13 protein-coding genes are annotated in these 15,616 nt (G+C 63.4%); 5 read left to right on the forward strand and 8 right to left on the reverse strand.

Annotated features, from left to right (window positions below):
• Nucleotides 1-36 precede the first annotated feature (36 nt).
• From rpoD to E4P09_RS25000, 4 genes are all read right to left on the reverse strand, one after another.
• Nucleotides 37-2,034, reverse strand: coding sequence for an RNA polymerase sigma factor RpoD (gene rpoD / locus E4P09_RS24985; RefSeq protein ID WP_137392389.1), 1,998 nt, complete (start codon nucleotides 2,032-2,034; stop codon nucleotides 37-39).
• A gap of 187 nt (nucleotides 2,035-2,221) precedes the next feature.
• Complete coding sequence (gene dnaG / locus E4P09_RS24990; RefSeq protein ID WP_137392390.1) at nucleotides 2,222-4,204, reverse strand: DNA primase; 1,983 nt, start codon at nucleotides 4,202-4,204, stop codon at nucleotides 2,222-2,224.
• Between the two features lie 119 nt (nucleotides 4,205-4,323).
• Nucleotides 4,324-4,863 carry a hypothetical protein gene (locus E4P09_RS24995; protein WP_137392391.1) on the reverse strand — a complete coding sequence of 180 codons (540 nt, stop codon included), beginning with the start codon at nucleotides 4,861-4,863 and terminating at the stop codon, nucleotides 4,324-4,326.
• Nucleotides 4,864-4,968: 105 nt separating this feature from the next.
• Entirely contained in the window at nucleotides 4,969-5,433 is a 465-nt protein-coding gene (locus E4P09_RS25000) for a GatB/YqeY domain-containing protein (protein ID WP_137392392.1), read from the reverse strand.
• Nucleotides 5,434-5,644: 211 nt separating this feature from the next.
• On the opposite strand from E4P09_RS25000, the gene carA reads away from it, so the two are divergent.
• A complete protein-coding gene (gene carA / locus E4P09_RS25005) occupies nucleotides 5,645-6,910 on the forward strand; it encodes a glutamine-hydrolyzing carbamoyl-phosphate synthase small subunit (RefSeq protein WP_137392393.1) in 1,266 nt (421 codons plus the stop codon).
• 85 nt (nucleotides 6,911-6,995) lie between these two features.
• Here carA and E4P09_RS25010 read toward each other — a convergent pair whose 3' ends face one another.
• Entirely contained in the window at nucleotides 6,996-7,532 is a 537-nt protein-coding gene (locus E4P09_RS25010) for a hypothetical protein (protein ID WP_137392394.1), read from the reverse strand.
• Nucleotides 7,533-8,003: 471 nt separating this feature from the next.
• On the opposite strand from E4P09_RS25010, the gene E4P09_RS25015 reads away from it, so the two are divergent.
• On the forward strand, nucleotides 8,004-8,234 hold the full coding sequence (locus tag E4P09_RS25015; RefSeq protein ID WP_137392395.1) for a hypothetical protein: 231 nt from the start codon (nucleotides 8,004-8,006) through the stop codon (nucleotides 8,232-8,234).
• 69 nt (nucleotides 8,235-8,303) lie between these two features.
• Here the strand turns inward: E4P09_RS25015 and E4P09_RS25020 are convergent, their stop codons facing one another.
• Nucleotides 8,304-8,975 (reverse strand): methyltransferase family protein, encoded by a 672-nt coding sequence (locus E4P09_RS25020; RefSeq protein WP_275406529.1) that lies wholly within the window; start codon nucleotides 8,973-8,975, stop codon nucleotides 8,304-8,306.
• Nucleotides 8,976-9,267: 292 nt separating this feature from the next.
• Here E4P09_RS25020 and carB point away from each other — a divergent pair, with 292 nt between their 5' ends.
• Nucleotides 9,268-12,537, forward strand: a complete 3,270-nt coding sequence (carB, locus tag E4P09_RS25025) for a carbamoyl-phosphate synthase large subunit (protein WP_137392396.1) — start codon at nucleotides 9,268-9,270, stop codon at nucleotides 12,535-12,537.
• 144 nt (nucleotides 12,538-12,681) lie between these two features.
• Nucleotides 12,682-13,161 carry a transcription elongation factor GreA gene (gene greA / locus E4P09_RS25030; protein WP_137392397.1) on the forward strand — a complete coding sequence of 160 codons (480 nt, stop codon included), beginning with the start codon at nucleotides 12,682-12,684 and terminating at the stop codon, nucleotides 13,159-13,161.
• A gap of 431 nt (nucleotides 13,162-13,592) precedes the next feature.
• Here the strand turns inward: greA and E4P09_RS25035 are convergent, their stop codons facing one another.
• Together E4P09_RS25035 and E4P09_RS25040 are read right to left on the reverse strand one after the other, a co-directional pair.
• On the reverse strand, nucleotides 13,593-13,796 hold the full coding sequence (locus E4P09_RS25035; protein WP_137392398.1) for a hypothetical protein: 204 nt from the start codon (nucleotides 13,794-13,796) through the stop codon (nucleotides 13,593-13,595).
• Nucleotides 13,797-13,944: 148 nt separating this feature from the next.
• Nucleotides 13,945-14,418, reverse strand: coding sequence for an Lrp/AsnC family transcriptional regulator (locus tag E4P09_RS25040; protein WP_137392399.1), 474 nt, complete (start codon nucleotides 14,416-14,418; stop codon nucleotides 13,945-13,947).
• Between the two features lie 173 nt (nucleotides 14,419-14,591).
• On the opposite strand from E4P09_RS25040, the gene trxB reads away from it, so the two are divergent.
• A complete protein-coding gene (gene trxB / locus E4P09_RS25045; RefSeq protein ID WP_137392400.1) occupies nucleotides 14,592-15,560 on the forward strand; it encodes a thioredoxin-disulfide reductase in 969 nt (322 codons plus the stop codon).
• The last annotated feature ends 56 nt before the right edge of the window (nucleotides 15,561-15,616 follow it).

Raw genomic sequence — 15,616 nt, forward strand, 5'->3', positions numbered from 1 at the left:
CTTTCCCCAGTCTCGACCGCCGGCCGCAGCTGTCCATCAATTATCCAAGAAGCTCCTGAGTTTCCGGCTGCGGCTTGGATGCTTGAGCTTGCGCAGCGCCTTGGCCTCGATCTGGCGGATACGCTCGCGCGTCACCGAGAACTGCTGGCCGACCTCCTCGAGCGTGTGATCGGTGTTCATGCCGATGCCGAAGCGCATGCGCAGCACCCGCTCCTCGCGCGGGGTGAGCGAGGCCAGCACCCGGGTCGTCGTCTCGCGCAGATTGCTCTGGATCGCTGCGTCGATCGGCAGGATCGCGTTCTTGTCCTCGATGAAGTCGCCGAGGTGGCTATCCTCCTCGTCGCCGATCGGCGTCTCCAGCGAGATCGGCTCCTTGGCGATCTTCATCACCTTGCGCACTTTTTCCAGCGGCATGCCGAGCTTGTCGGCCAGCTCCTCCGGGGTCGGCTCGCGCCCGATCTCGTGCAGCATCTGCCGCCCGGTGCGCACCAGCTTGTTGATGGTCTCGATCATGTGCACGGGGATACGGATCGTCCGTGCCTGGTCGGCGATCGAACGGGTGATCGCCTGCCGGATCCACCAGGTGGCATAGGTCGAGAACTTATAGCCCCGGCGGTACTCGAACTTGTCCACCGCCTTCATCAGGCCGATATTTCCTTCCTGGATCAGGTCCAGGAACTGCAGGCCGCGGTTGGTGTATTTCTTGGCGATGGAGATCACCAGCCGCAGATTGGCCTCGACCATTTCCTTCTTGGCGATGCGCGCCTCGCGCTCGCCTTTCTGCACCATGTGCACGATGCGGCGGAATTCCGGGATCTCGAGCCCCGTCTCGCTGGCCAGGTGATGGATCTCGCTGCGCAGGTCCTTGATCGTGTCCTTCTCTTCGGCCACGAACTCCCGCCAGCCCTTGCGGGTGAGCTTCGACACGCGCTGCAGCCAGCGCGGATCGAGCTCCGATCCCTGGTACTCGCGGAGGAACTCGTCGCGCGGCACGCCATAGCTCTCGGCCAGGCGCATGAGCCGGCCTTCCAGCGACAACAGCCGCTTGTTGATGTCATAGAGCTGCTCGACCAGGTTCTCGATGCGGTTGTTGTTGAGCGACAGGCTCTTCACATCCACGATGATGTCCTGGCGCAGCTTGGCATAGCGCCGCTCCTGGGCTGGCGACAGGGCATTGGCCTGCATATGCTGCTCGACCAGCTGGTCCTGCAGCTTGCGCAGCTTCTTATAGTTCTGGGCGATGTTGTCGAAGGTCTCGAGCACCTTCGGCTTGAGCTCCGCCTCCATGGCCGCCAGCGAGACGCTGTTCTCGTCGGGATCTTCGTCATCCTCGTCGAGCGCGCCCTCGAGGCCTTCCATGCCCTCCTCGTCCAGCGGCCGCTCCTCCGGCGGCGCGGCCGTCGGTGCCGCAGCGCCATTGCCGCTGCCGCCCTCGACGGGCGCGGCGATTGGTGCCTTGGCGTCGGGCCCCGCATAGGTCGCTTCGAGATCGATGATGTCGCGCAGGAGCACGCGCCCCTCATTGAGTTCGTCGCGCCAGATGATGATGGCCTGGAAGGTCAGCGGGCTCTCGCACAGCCCGGCGATCATCGCTTCCCGGCCGGCCTCGATCCGCTTGGCGATCGCAATCTCGCCCTCGCGCGACAAGAGCTCCACCGAGCCCATCTCGCGCAGATACATGCGCACCGGGTCGTCCGTGCGCTCGACCGGCTCCGTGGCGGCGCGCTCGCGCTTGACCGGCAAGGCCGCCTCGACCCTGTCGGCCGCCTCGAGAGCCTCCTCGGTCTCCTCCTCGCTCTCCACCACGTTGATGCCCATTTCAGAGAGCATCGCCATGATGTCTTCGATCTGCTCTGAGGAGACCTCTTCCGAGGGCAGCACCTCGTTCAGCTCGTCATAGGTCACATAGCCGCGCTGCTTGGCGAGCTTGATCATCCGCTTCACGGCGGCATCGGACATATCCAGCAGCGGACCGTCCTGGTTCTCCGGCACGCTTTCCTGGACTTCCGCTTCTTCCGCCGTGCTCGTGCTCATCCGTTCGTCTCCGCCGACCTATGCTCGCCTGCCCGCCAAGGGGAAGACGCCCACTGTTTCCATCGCGATTGGCGCCCCGCGCGGGGGCACACTTGCCTAAACACAACAGCTACCGCGGCCTCGCTCCGGCCACCCGTCGCCCAGCCCTGCCATTTGCATCATGGGGCCGCAATCCCGCCATTGCGGTCTAAACGGCAGATCCCCCTTGCCGACCCGAAGCCTCCCCGAACCCCTCGATCGCGGCCTCCTCGCCGAATGTCGATCGGAATTGGGCGCTGGCTTCGTTCAACCGCAGTTCTGTCTCCTCCGTAGGGTTCTCCGCAAAGGCCCGTTCTGCATCCGCTAGCTCTCGACGCAATATACCGGCCTTCCTGTGCAACGCGACCATATGGAGCCAAGCAACGGACGTATCCTCAGCGGCAGCATCTGGAAACGCAAACCAATCGCTACGATGCGTGAATCCGGACTCGAGCCTTGCGAGGACCTCCGCGTAACCTCTCGCCGTGAGGTGGTTCCGCAATTCTGTCCTGTCAAGGCCTTCCACCAAAGCGGCGATATCTAGGATTTCGCGGCGCAGCCTGTCAAGAACCGGGCTTGACAGCTCCAGCTCTGCCACAGCCTCGGGATTCGGCTCGATCAGATACGGGTGGTTGAGAAGCGTGAGCATGATCAGCCGCTCGCGCCGGTCACCGGCCGCGGCGTCCCCTCCGGTGGCCGCGACACGGGCCCGCAAGGCGGGCGTTGGGCTTGAGGGCAGCAACCAGTGCGGCAGCGGCGCCCGGCCGCGCCGCCACTGGTCCACATTGCCCCCGGGATAACGCGCGAGGCTCGAAGGGGCCCCTGCCCCCCGGTAGCCTCGTCCCCGCGGCACGAACGGCTGGCGCCGCCCTCCCCAAAGGCCGGCTAGCCGTTCGCGGAAATGGCTGCGGTAATGTGCCTTGATTCGCGCATCGCTGATTCGCTCGACCGCCTCGTCCAGCTTCGCCTCGAAGGCGGCGCGGCGCTCCGGCGTCGTCAGGTCGGCCGCCTCGCTCTCCCGCCGCCACAGCACGTCGGCCATCGGCACCGCCGCCTCGAGCGCGCCCAGCATGGCCGCGGGGCCGCCATGCCGCACCAGGTCGTCGGGATCCTGCCCCTCCGGCAGGAAGGCAAACCGCAGGGAATAGCCGGGCCGCAGCTCCGGCAGCGCCGTGTCGAGGGCCCGGTAGGCTGCCTTGAGGCCTGCCTCGTCGCCATCGAAGCACAGCACCGGCTCGGCTGCGGCCTTCCACAGCAGCTTCAGCTGTTCGGCCGTGAGCGCCGTGCCCATGGGCGCAACCACATGGTCGATGCCGACGCCATCCAGAGCGATGACGTCCATATAGCCCTCGACCACCACGATCGCGCCCGCCTCGTAGGCGGGCTTCCGTGCCCGGTCGAGATTGTAGAGCATCGCGCTCTTGTGGAAGAGCTCCGTCTCCGGCGAGTTGAGATATTTCGCCTGCGCCGTGGGCGAAAGCGCGCGGCCGCCGAACGCCACCACCCTGCCCCGCGCATCATTGATGGGAAACATGACGCGGTTGCGGAACCGGTCATAGGGCACGGGGATGTCGTCGCCGGCAATCAGCAGCCCGGCCTCCACCATCTGCTGGGTCGTGACACCCTTCTCGGCGAGATGGGTCTTGAGTGCATAGCGGTCGTCCGGGGCGAAGCCCAGGCGGAAGCGCCGCCGCAGGTCCTCCCGCATGCCGCGGCTATCGAGATAGCGGCGGGCCCCCTCGCCGCCCCGCCCGGCCAGCTGCCCCTCGAAGAAGCGGGCCGCCAGCTCCATCACCTCGATGAGGCTCGTGCGCTTCTCCTCCCGCTGCCGCATCTCGGGCGAGGGTTCGGGCATCGGCAAGCCGGCTTCCGCCGCCAGCCGCTCGACCGCCTCGGGAAAGCTCAGGCCTTCCTTCTCGGTCAAGAAGGTGAAGATGTCGCCTGAGGCCTTGCAACCGAAGCAGTGGTAGCGACCCTTCCGGTCATCCGCATGGAAAGAAGGAGATTTCTCCTGGTGGAAAGGACAGCAGGCCCAATAGTCGCCCCTCTGCGGCATGGACTTGCGCCGGTCCCAAACGACCTTGCGCCCCACCACCTGGGAAATCGGCACACGCTGGCGGATCTCGTCGAGGAAACTGTCTGAAAACCGCATGGCACCCGTCCGTCGATCGGCCAGACTAGCGCAAGCACGCGCCTGTGTCCGGCGCAATCTGGTTAATCGACGGCGAGTGTCGGATCAACGTCCAAGCCCATCTAAGTAGGCCAGCCGTCTCAATGCATCGAATGAAAGTCCGTAGCTCCCGAAGCATCGGCATGACCGGGATCCGGCGGCCTGTGGAACGGATCTTCCACCGGCACATTCTCGGCCGCCAGCTTCTCGATCGCCTCGAGCCTGCTCATCGCCGTGCTCACCGCCCCATGGTAGTGATGAAGGCCTTGCACCTGATCGGCACTCTTCCCCTGCAAGAGCGCGGTCAGCTCGCCGCGAAGCTTCGCGTCAGTATCCTTGATGCTTTCGGTGAGTTGGCGCACTTCGCTGATGGCTTGCCGCTTCACCTCTGCGGCAACCTGTGCACCATAAAGCGACATCTCCAGGTCCGGAGCTCGCACCGCCAATGGCTTGGTCGTCTCTTTGAGCTTGCCGACCGTTTCGCTGATGAGCACCCCGCTGGGCCTGACCCCCATCTCCAATTGCCTGTTGAGAATGGCAATATTGCTGCTCAATTCGTCGAGACGGACGAGATTGGCGGGAAGAATTTCCTTAATCGGCGTTGAAACCACCTCGCGCGGACCCTCTGGCAATCTTCTCATCACAATTCCTCAAAAAATGCATTTCCAACAAATAACCTCCAGGCGATGTGGCCTCGATAGCTCAACTTGGCGGGTATTGCCACTGCCACAAGGCCGAGACGCTCACTACTTCAGCTTCTCCTTGGCGATCGCTCCGGCCTTTGCCACGTCCAGCGCCCCGGCATGCCGCGATTTCAGCTCCGCCATGACCCGGCCCATGTCCTTGAGGCCGCTCGCACCAAGCTCGGCGATGATGCCGTCGACGGCGGTCTGCACCTCCGCCTCGCTCAGTTGCCGCGGCATGAACTCGCGGATGACCGCGATTTCCTCCCGCTCCTGCTCCGCGAGCTCCAGCCGGCCGGCCTGCTCGTAGACCTGCTGTGATTCCTCCCGTTGCTTGATCATGCGGGCGAGAATGTCCAGGAGCTCCGCGTCATCGAGCTCATCGCCCTTGCCGGCCCCGCGGTTGTGGATGATCCGGTCCTTCACCGCGGCATTGATCAGGCGCAGCGTCGATATGCGGCGCTTGTCCTGTGACTTCATCGCCGCCTTCAAGCCCTCATTGACCCGCTCGCGGATGGTCGCGCTCATTGATCTCGTCTCCATTTGCAATGAGAGGCAATAGCCATGCCTATATCAGGCCCCGGGCGGCAGACGCCACCCCATTTGCCGCACCTCGCCTATTGACCTCCGTTGTCCCGTCCCATACGTAACGCCCAATTACCCATGGCGCGACCCGCTCGCCGGCTTGCCCGGCCCCGAGCCCGCGCGTCGCCGCCAGGCCTCTCCGAGGGAGATACCCATGTCGACCCCTTCCCAAACCGATCCGGCCCTGGGGCCGGAGGAATCGTCCACGGCTGCCGGCGAGCGGCTCCGTCGGGCAGGCGCTCTCGGCGGCTGGACCGTCCCGAAGCCGACAGCCCTCCTCGTCCTGGCTGACGGCACGGTCATCGAAGGGTTCGGCATCGGTGCTGAGGGCTCAGCGGTTGGCGAAGTATGCTTCAACACGGCCATCACCGGCTATCAGGAGATTCTCACCGATCCCTCCTATGCCGGCCAGATCATCGCTTTTACCTTTCCTCATATCGGCAATGTGGGGGCCAATGACGAGGATATCGAGACGGCCAATCTCGCGTCCTCCCATGTGCGCGGCTGCGTGCTGAAGACGGCGATCACCGAGCCTTCGAATTACCGGGCCCAGCGCCATTTCGACCATTGGCTCAAGGTGCGCGGCATCATCGGCATCAGCGGTGTCGACACCCGCGCGCTGACCGGCCTGATCCGCGACCGCGGCTTCGTCAATGCCGTGATCGCCCACAATGCCCGCGGCGCGTTCGACATCGATGCCTTGAAGCAGGAGGCGGCCGCGTGGCCCGGGCTCGAGGGCATGGACCTGGTGCCGGAGGTCTCGGCCACGCAGCGCTACGACTGGGACGAGACCCTCTGGCAGTGGCCCGAGGGCTTCGGCCGCCAGGAACAACCGCGCTACCACGTCGTTGCGGTCGACTACGGGCTGAAACGCAATATTCTGCGCTGCCTCGCGAGCCAGGGGTGCAAGGTCACGGTGGTGCCGGCCACCAGCGCCGCGGAAGACATCCTCGCCCTCGACCCCGACGGGGTCTTCCTCTCGAACGGCCCTGGCGATCCTGCCGCCACTGGCCAATATGCCGTCCCGGAGATCCGGAAGCTCATCTCGTCAGGCAAGCCGGTGTTCGGCATCTGCCTTGGCCACCAGATGCTGGCTTTGGCCGTCGGCGCGAAGACACGCAAGATGCACCAGGGCCATCATGGCGCCAACCATCCGGTCAAGGATCACACCACCGGCAAGGTGGAGATCACCTCCATGAACCACGGCTTCACCGTGGATCGCGAGTCATTGCCGGAAGATGTTGAAGAGACTCACGTTTCCCTGTTCGACGGCACCAATTGCGGTATCGCCCTGAAGGACAAGCCGGTGTTTTCGGTGCAATACCATCCCGAGGCCTCCCCGGGGCCGCAGGACAGTCACTACCTCTTCAAGCGCTTCATCGACCTGATCGAGCGCAAGAAGCAGGGTGATACGACGTAACCGTTTTCGGCAGGGCTTCTCCCTCGAAGCTGACCTTCACCGAACCGGCCTGCGGGAACCTTCGCGGAATCAATCTCGCAAGATTTCAGTGCATCGCATTGAAATCGCTTGGCTGCGGTCCGGCATGAGATGCCGGCTCAACGCCGAAATGATTTCCTCCAGCCTCTCCCCAATACCGGTCGGCGGCCTCGTAGCCGATCATTTCCAAATGCACCAACCCTCGGTCCACGTGCTGTCGCAGCTCGGTTGCGAGGGCGTTGACGCGCTCGATCCAACCAGGCGCCCGATTATGCAGTTCGAGGTTCAGGGCATCGGCCAAGCCCAAACCTGCTTGCTTGATATTCCATATCTGGTTCAGCAGATGTGAGTTTGGGTCAGCATCATGGATGCTGTTGCCCAGATAGATTGCCGGCTTTGACCAGTGGCGTTTGAACTCACTTATCTCATTCGACAGATAGCTGAGATCTGAAGGTCTCAACGGGCCCGCAATTCGAGCGATGTCTTGATCTCTGAGCAGGCCGATGGCGTCCACGCCCGTCTCAATTCCAAACACGCTACCGTCAACAAACTTCCTGAACTCTCCCAAATCTTTTGAAAAATTTTCTATAAATCCAGAAGGCATTTTAAGTCTCCCAAGCATATAAAAATAAACACGTTGGCTAATATAGAAAATATACTCTTACTTCAACCCCGCCGGTACTCTATACACGGGGAGACACGCCAATCCTCACAGGCGTGCTCACGCGGGTTGGATTCACTCAATGACGATCTCCTTCAGGGTAAGCCTAGGGCCTCCATGGACCGAACCGTGGGCCCGCGTGCACGGGCCGCCTCCGATTCGCCCGTCTCGGGCCAAGTCAAGCGAAATCTCGTAAACGTGAGCAATTTTAGGGAACCGCTTCCAGATCGTCCACGTTCTGGGATTGAACAGCAAACCGGAAGCACAGGACGACGCGCTGCGAGAAGTCCTTGGTTTCCAAATGATGAACGCAAAATGAACGCACTATTCAGGCCAGGTTCCTCGAAGGCGTTTTACTTCTCCGCAATCTGAGCGGATAAGAGAGAGATACCGCCGAGGTGCGGGAGCAAGAACATGACGGGACGTTTTATCATGGCAATGCTGGTCGCTGCGGGGCTGGTTAGCGGCCTGGCAACGGCGGTGACACCGTCGGCGGTCGAATCTGCTCAGCCGAAGATCGCTGCGAGCCCAGTGGCATCGGCTCACTCGGGCCGCAATGTCACGGCCATCAAGAATCAAGCATGGCCCCCGGCCGCAATGATCACGGTCGAGCCCTGCGCGATCGCGGAATGCCGCGACGCCTAAAGCAGCAGTTTCCTTGCTAGCCCGCCAGATCCGTTTTGATCTGGCGGGCTCGACTTGTTTAGCCCGCCGTTAGTAGATTCCCGGCACCAGCCGCCACGTCCGGCGGCTATAGGCGTCGTATTCGGCACCGAACTCATGCCGCAGGAAGCGTTCTTCCGCATTCATCCGCGCAACCAGCGGCACCAGCGTGAGCACCGCCAGCAGACCCCCCACCCCGGACCGGAACGCCAGCGCCCAGCCCAGAAGGTTGAGCAGCAGCCCGAGATAGCTGGGATGCCGTATGCGGCCATAAATCCCGGTGGTGACCAGCTCGTGGCCGGGCTGAATGGCAACGAGGCCGCTGAACCTGCGCCCCAGCACATAGACCGGCCACAGCCGTAACACGCCGCCCACCGCGAAGATCGCTACACCCAGCCAGCGCACCGCCTCTCCATCGATCGTCCAGAAGTCCTTGCGGTCGGTATAGGCCGGCAGGAATGCCGACAGGAGCCCGATCACCGCAAAGGCCACCAACACCCAGCGATTGGACCGGTCTTCCCGCTCGCCCGGGCTCAGATTGCCTTCGCTGAACAGCGCCGCCACCGTGAGCAGCACCGTCACGATGGCCAGCGCCGTCAACGCCGGTTCTCCGAAAAACGCTGCAATCCCGCCGCGGCCGAGCACAGCCAGCGCGAGGTAGGCAAGCGTCCCCAAGATCGCGAACAGTGCATATCTGGGTTCCGGCGGCATCGGTTCCTCCATGCCCTGGATCCTAAATGGTTGATGAATGCGCCATTCAGCAACAGTTGCAACAGCGCTCGCCAATGTGCTCGCAGGGGGCAAGGAGAGAGAGCCTATCATGGGTACACTGGTCACAATGGCGATCTGGTCTTTGGTGGCCGTCGTCCTCATCTCGGCGATGGCGATCGCCGGCCTCCCCGGCTGACCCGACGAAAGGCCATTCCGGGGCGGCAGCGGAGATTCAAAACTGGTCAGGTCCGGATCGATGGTGTAGGAAGCGCGCGACTTTCGCCGACAAGGGCGCCCCAGCCGCATGCCGAAACGCACCGACATTACCAGCATCCTGATCATTGGCGCCGGTCCGATCATCATCGGCCAGGCCAGCGAGTTCGATTATTCCGGCACCCAGGCCGTGAAAGCCCTGAAGGAAGAGGGCTACCGAATCATCCTGGTCAACTCGAATCCCGCCACCATAATGACCGATCCCGAGCTGGCGGATGCGACCTATATCGAGCCGATCACGCCGGAAATCGTTGCCAAGATCATCGAGAAGGAACGGCCGGACGCGCTTCTGCCCACCATGGGCGGCCAGACGGCCCTCAACACCGCTCTGTCGCTGCGGCGCATGGGCGTGCTCGACAAGTTCGGCGTCGAGATGATCGGCGCCACCGCCGAGGCCATCGACAAGGCGGAAGACCGCGAGCTGTTCCGCGAGGCCATGGCGCGGATCGGTCTCGAAACGCCCCGCTCGGAGCTTGCCCATTCCCTCAGCGAGGCGCTCGCCGCCCTGGAGGTGATCGGGTTGCCGGCCATCATCCGCCCCTCCTTCACGCTGGGCGGCACCGGCGGCGGCATCGCCTACAACCGTGAGGAGTTCCTCGAGATCATCGAGCGCGGCCTCGATGCCTCGCCCACCAACGAGGTGCTGATCGAGGAGTCCGTTCTCGGCTGGAAGGAATACGAGATGGAAGTCGTCCGCGACCGCGACGACAACTGCATCATCATCTGCTCCATCGAGAACATCGACCCCATGGGCGTGCACACCGGCGATTCGATCACCGTCGCCCCCGCCCTGACCCTCACCGACAAGGAATACCAGGTCATGCGCAACGCCTCGATTGCGGTGCTGCGCGAGATCGGGGTCGAGACCGGGGGCTCCAACGTCCAGTTCGCCGTCAACCCCGAGGACGGCCGCCTGGTCGTCATCGAGATGAACCCGCGCGTCTCGCGGTCCTCGGCCCTGGCCTCCAAGGCCACCGGCTTCCCCATCGCCAAGATCGCCGCCAAGCTGGCGGTCGGCTATACCCTGGACGAGCTTGAGAACGACATCACCGGGGGCGCAACCCCGGCCTCCTTCGAGCCGACCATCGACTACGTCGTCACCAAGATCCCCCGCTTCGCCTTCGAGAAATTCCCCGGCGCCGAGCCCCTGCTCACCACCTCCATGAAATCGGTGGGCGAGTGCATGGCCATCGGCCGCACCTTCCAGGAATCCCTCCAGAAGGCGCTGCGCTCGCTCGAAACCGGGCTCACCGGCCTCAACGAGATTGAAATCGAGGGCCTCGGCCAGGGCGACGACAAGAACGCCATCCGCGCCGCCTTGTCGCGCCCCACGCCGGACCGGGTGCTCAAGGTGGCGCAGGCGCTGCGCCTCGGCGCCTCTTATGAGCAGATCCACGCCTCCTATCCCATCGACCCCTGGTTCATCGCCCAGATCGAGGGCATCGTCCGTATGGAGGAGAAGCTGCGCGCCCACGGCCTGCCCGAGGATCAGTTCAATCTGCGGCAGCTCAAATCCATGGGCTTTTCCGACGCGCGGCTGGCGGAGCTCACCGGCTTGACCGAGGCCGACGTGCGTGCCAGGCGCCACGCGCTCGCCGTGCATCCGGTCTATAAGCGCATCGACACCTGCGCTGCCGAATTCGCCTCGCCCACCGCCTATATGTATTCCACCTACGATACCGGCCTGCCCGGCCAGGACGGCAACGAGGCCGAGCCGTCGAGCAGGGAGAAGGTTATCATTCTCGGCGGCGGCCCCAACCGCATCGGCCAGGGCATCGAGTTCGACTATTGCTGCTGCCACGCCGCCTTCGCCCTTGCCGACGCAGGCATCGAGTCGATCATGGTCAACTGCAATCCCGAGACCGTGTCGACCGACTACGACACCTCCGACCGCCTCTATTTCGAGCCGCTGACCACCGAGGATGTTCTCGAGATCATCAGGGTCGAGACCCAAACCGGCCGGCTGAAGGGCGTCATCGTCCAGTTCGGTGGCCAGACGCCGCTGAAGCTGGCCCGCCCGCTGGAGGCGGCAGGCGTGCCCATTCTCGGCACCTCGCCCGATGCCATCGACCTTGCCGAGGACCGCGACCGCTTCAAGGACTTGATCCAGCGCCTTGGCCTCACCCAGCCGCGCAACGGTATCGCCTCGTCCGCCGAGGATGCGCGCCGGATCGCCGAGGAAATCGGCTATCCGGTGGTGATCCGCCCGTCCTACGTGCTTGGCGGCCGCGCCATGGAGATCGTGCACGAGCCCTCGCAGCTCGAGCGATACATGGCCGAGGCGGTGGTCGTCTCCGGCGAAAGCCCGGTGCTGATCGACAGCTATCTGCGCGACGCGATCGAGATCGATGTGGATGCGCTCTGCGATGGTGACGAGGTCTTCGTCTGCGGCATCATGGAGCACATCGAGGAAGCGGGCATCCATTCCGGCGACAGCGCCTGCTCGCTGCCGCCCCACTCGCTCCCGCGGCAGGTGATCGAGGCGCTCGAAGCCCAGACCAGGGCATTGGCCAAGGCGCTGCACGTGGTCGGTCTGATGAACGTGCAATATGCCTTTAAGGACGGCACCATCTACGTCCTCGAGGTCAACCCGCGCGCCAGCCGCACCGTGCCCTTCGTCGCCAAGGTGATCGGTCTGCCCGTGGCCAAGATCGCGGCGCGCATCATGGCAGGCGCGAAGCTCTCCGACTTTGCGTTGACCCCGCCCCTCTTCAACCACATCGCCATCAAGGAGGCGGTGTTCCCCTTCGCCCGCTTCCCCGGGGTCGACACGGTGCTCGGGCCGGAGATGCGCTCCACCGGCGAGGTCATGGGCCTCGACCGGAACTACGGCACCGCCTTCGCCAAGAGCCAGCTCGGCTCGGGAGCGGCGGTCCCGACCTCCGGCACCGCCTTTGTTTCTGTCCGCGACGCGGACAAGCCGCTGATCCTGCCGGCCATCCGCAAGCTGGTCGATCTCGGCTTCACCATCATCGCAACCGGCGGCACCCAGCGCTTCTTCGCCGAGAACGGCATCGAATGCACCAAGGTTAACAAAGTGTTGGAAGGCCGTCCTCACATCGTGGATGCGATCAAGAACGGCCAGGTCGACCTCGTCTTCAACACCACCGAGGGCACTAAGGCACTGGAAGACTCCCGCTCCATACGGCGGGCGGCTCTCAACCACAAGGTGCCCTACTATACCACGCTCGCCGGTGCCATAGCCGCCACCGAGGGCATCGCCGCCTGCAAGGCGGGTGCGCTTGAAGTGCGTCCCCTTCAAGACTATGTTGGCGCGAGCAGGCAGCTCACCAAGGCTTGAGGCGGGCTGGAGAGCATATTGCGTCGCTATGCGAATTTGCGCATAGTCGCTGCATAAGCTCCTCATTTCCTCAAATGCAATGATTGAGAAGCTGGGTGCCGGCGATGTCGCACCAGATGGGTTCGAACTGACGGACGGATGACGATGGAAAAGGTTCCAATGACTGCGAGCGGCCATGTAGCTCTGCTTGACGAGATCAAGCATCTCAAGACGGTAGAGCGCCCGCGCATCATCCAAGCCATTCAGGAAGCACGCGCCCACGGCGATCTTTCGGAGAACGCCGAATATCATGCGGCCAAGGAACAGCAGAGCTATATGGAGGCCCGCGTCGCCGAGCTGGAAGACAAGCTGTCCCGCGCTGAGGTCATAGATGTCAGCAAGCTGTCCGGCGATACCGTCAAGTTCGGCGCCACCGTGACGCTTGTCGACGAGGACACCGATGAGGAGGCGGCCTATCAGATCGTGGGGGATTTCGAGGCCGACGTGAAGCAGGGGAAGATCTCGATCTCCTCGCCCATCGCCCGTGCGCTCATCGGCAAGAGCGTCGGCGACACCGTCGAGGTCAACACGCCGGGGGGCGGCAAGTCCTACGAGATCCTCAAGATCAGCTTTCAGAATACCTGAGGGATTCCGGCTGGCGCTGGGCCCATTGCGATGTCGGGTTTAGACGCGAGATAGCCGACCGCGCCGGCGATTTCGCGAGCCTTTTCACTCCGACATCAGCAATGCAAAAGCCTATGACATAGGCCACGACGGCAGCGTCATCCAATAGCACTGACGCCATCGACGCCCGTTCATGGTAGTAGGCGCACGAGTTGGTACTCAGGATCGGTGTCTCGGGCCTGCTTCCTGGCGACGAGGCATCCCGATCCCTATCAAAACACCCGTATGTATCGAGAGTCGCCCTGGAGACGTTCATTCTTTCCGTTCTTGGAGCATTTCGCGCGAAGTGGATTCCAGTTCACGTGAGAAAATGCGACCAGGCAAAGACTCAGAGCGCTTCCGCGATTCGAAGAAAAGCGGAAACGCTCTGAGTTCGCGAGGACGCCGCCTGCTTAGAGCAAGATGTCGGCGTTCCAGGCCACCTCGGCCGCAAGCGACGCACCCGCGTCAGCGAACTGCGTCAGCGTTGTACCTGCCTCGGCCAGTTGAGCGTCGGCATCCCGCTTCTCCCGGGGCAGCGCGGCGCTGCGGCAGTCGTCGCATCCCGAGGAAACCGGGAAGACGGCTGAGCGGCTGTCATCGTCGAATAGATACATGACCAACTCCAATGGCTAGTGTGGGTAAGGCCCCGCGACCGCTTCACTCTAATCGCGGGCAGCAAGGCCAATCCTCCACCTATACGTGCGTAAAATATGGCGCAATCGGAACGTTTTTCCGCTGGGAGCTTTGCCGTCGTGGACTGGCTCAGGCCGTGTCGATCGGAAGGCCAGGCTCGTATTTCGAAACCCCGAGCACGAGTCGCGTTTTCACGCTGGCCACATTGGGCAATGCGGTGAGCTCGCTGATGAAATGCTGGACCTCGTTGATGTCCCGCGCCACGCATTTCAGCAGGAAATCGCTTTCGCCGGTCACCATATAAGCTTCACGCACCAGGGGCTTCGCCAGCATGTGGTTTCCGAAGGCATGAAGATCCGCCTCCGCTTGGCTATGCAGGCCAACCGTCGCGAACATGGTCACCTCGAAGCCGAGTTCGCTGCCCGACAGCAGGGCGGTATAGCCCTTGATCAGCCCGGCCTCCTCCAAGGCCCGCACCCGCCTGAGGCAGGGCGGGGCCGAAATGCCGGCGCGCCGAGCCAGCTCGACATTGGTGATACGGGCATTCCTTTGCAACTCGCGCAGGATGACGCGATCAACTCTGTCGAGCTTTATGCGGCGCATTCTATCAACCGGCGATTCGCGAATTTGCCGAGCAGCACCATACAGGGGAAGCCGGTCGGCCGTCGCCTCCAATCTACGTCTGTCATAAGCCCGCCATGAGCCCCGCGTTTCCTGGCATGCTGGACAGGTCTGCCTTGTCAGCTTACATCTGATCGCCTAGGGAGCAGGATGCTATGTCCATGATGCATACGAAAGTGCTGATCCTCGGGTCCGGCCCGGCCGGCTATACCGCAGCCATCTATGCTGCTCGCGCAATGCTCGAGCCGGTCCTGGTCCAGGGAATCCAGCCGGGCGGCCAGCTCACCATCACCACGGACGTGGAAAACTATCCTGGCTTTGCCGACGTGATCCAGGGCCCCTGGCTGATGGAGCAGATGCGCCTGCAGGCGGAACATGTCGGAACGCAGATCGTTTCCGACCACATCGTGCATGCGGACCTCTCCCGGCGTCCGTTCCGTCTCACCGGCGATTCCGGCACGACATACGCGGCCGACACCCTGATCATCGCCACCGGCGCCCAGGCCCGCTGGCTCGGCCTGCCCAGCGAGGAGTTGTTCAAGGGCTTTGGCGTCTCTGCCTGCGCCACCTGCGACGGCTTCTTCTTCCGGGGCAAGAAGGTGCTCGTGGTCGGCGGCGGCAATACCGCGGTCGAAGAGGCACTGTTTCTCACGAACTTCGCGTCCGAAGTCATTCTCGTGCACCGGCGTGACAGCCTGCGCGCGGAGCGCATCCTGCAGAACCGGCTCTTTGCCAACGAAAAGATCTCGGTCCGCTGGAACGCCGAGCTGGACGAGGTGCTGGGCACGGTTGAACCGCGCAGCGTGACCGGGGTGCGCCTGCGAGACGTCAAGTCAGGCGCGACCGAGACCCTCGATGTGGACGGGGTCTTCATCGCCATCGGCCACAAGCCGGCCACCGAGCTGTTCGCGAGCCAGCTCGCGCTGAGGCCATCCGGCTATATCGACACGGCGCCCGGGTCCACGGCAACCAGCATACCCGGCGTGTTCGCGGCTGGTGACGTCACCGATGAAACCTATCGCCAGGCGGTGACGGCAGCCGGCCTCGGCTGCATGGCGGCCCTTGATGCGGAGCGCTTCCTCGCCGAGCACTTGACGCCAGCCACGGCCGCCGCAGCGGAATAGGTGCCCATCGTGACAATGAACCGTACGCGACCGCATGAGCTGCACATGACCAGCGG

It is taken from the genome of Rhodoligotrophos defluvii, from assembly GCF_005281615.1.
In the GTDB taxonomy this organism is placed as follows: Bacteria; Pseudomonadota; Alphaproteobacteria; order Rhizobiales; family Im1; genus Rhodoligotrophos; species Rhodoligotrophos defluvii.

Coding starts and splice junctions, on each gene's coding strand:
- rpoD (WP_137392389.1), bottom strand. CDS start 2,034: ATGAGCACGAGCACGGCGGAAGAAGCGGAAGTCCAGGAAAGCGTGCCG.
- dnaG (WP_137392390.1), bottom strand. CDS start 4,204: ATGCGGTTTTCAGACAGTTTCCTCGACGAGATCCGCCAGCGTGTGCCG.
- E4P09_RS24995 (WP_137392391.1), bottom strand. CDS start 4,863: ATGAGAAGATTGCCAGAGGGTCCGCGCGAGGTGGTTTCAACGCCGATT.
- E4P09_RS25000 (WP_137392392.1), bottom strand. CDS start 5,433: ATGAGCGCGACCATCCGCGAGCGGGTCAATGAGGGCTTGAAGGCGGCG.
- carA (WP_137392393.1), top strand. CDS start 5,645: ATGTCGACCCCTTCCCAAACCGATCCGGCCCTGGGGCCGGAGGAATCG.
- E4P09_RS25010 (WP_137392394.1), bottom strand. CDS start 7,532: ATGCCTTCTGGATTTATAGAAAATTTTTCAAAAGATTTGGGAGAGTTC.
- E4P09_RS25015 (WP_137392395.1), top strand. CDS start 8,004: ATGACGGGACGTTTTATCATGGCAATGCTGGTCGCTGCGGGGCTGGTT.
- E4P09_RS25020 (WP_275406529.1), bottom strand. CDS start 8,975: ATGGAGGAACCGATGCCGCCGGAACCCAGATATGCACTGTTCGCGATC.
- carB (WP_137392396.1), top strand. CDS start 9,268: ATGCCGAAACGCACCGACATTACCAGCATCCTGATCATTGGCGCCGGT.
- greA (WP_137392397.1), top strand. CDS start 12,682: ATGGAAAAGGTTCCAATGACTGCGAGCGGCCATGTAGCTCTGCTTGAC.
- E4P09_RS25035 (WP_137392398.1), bottom strand. CDS start 13,796: ATGTATCTATTCGACGATGACAGCCGCTCAGCCGTCTTCCCGGTTTCC.
- E4P09_RS25040 (WP_137392399.1), bottom strand. CDS start 14,418: ATGCGCCGCATAAAGCTCGACAGAGTTGATCGCGTCATCCTGCGCGAG.
- trxB (WP_137392400.1), top strand. CDS start 14,592: ATGTCCATGATGCATACGAAAGTGCTGATCCTCGGGTCCGGCCCGGCC.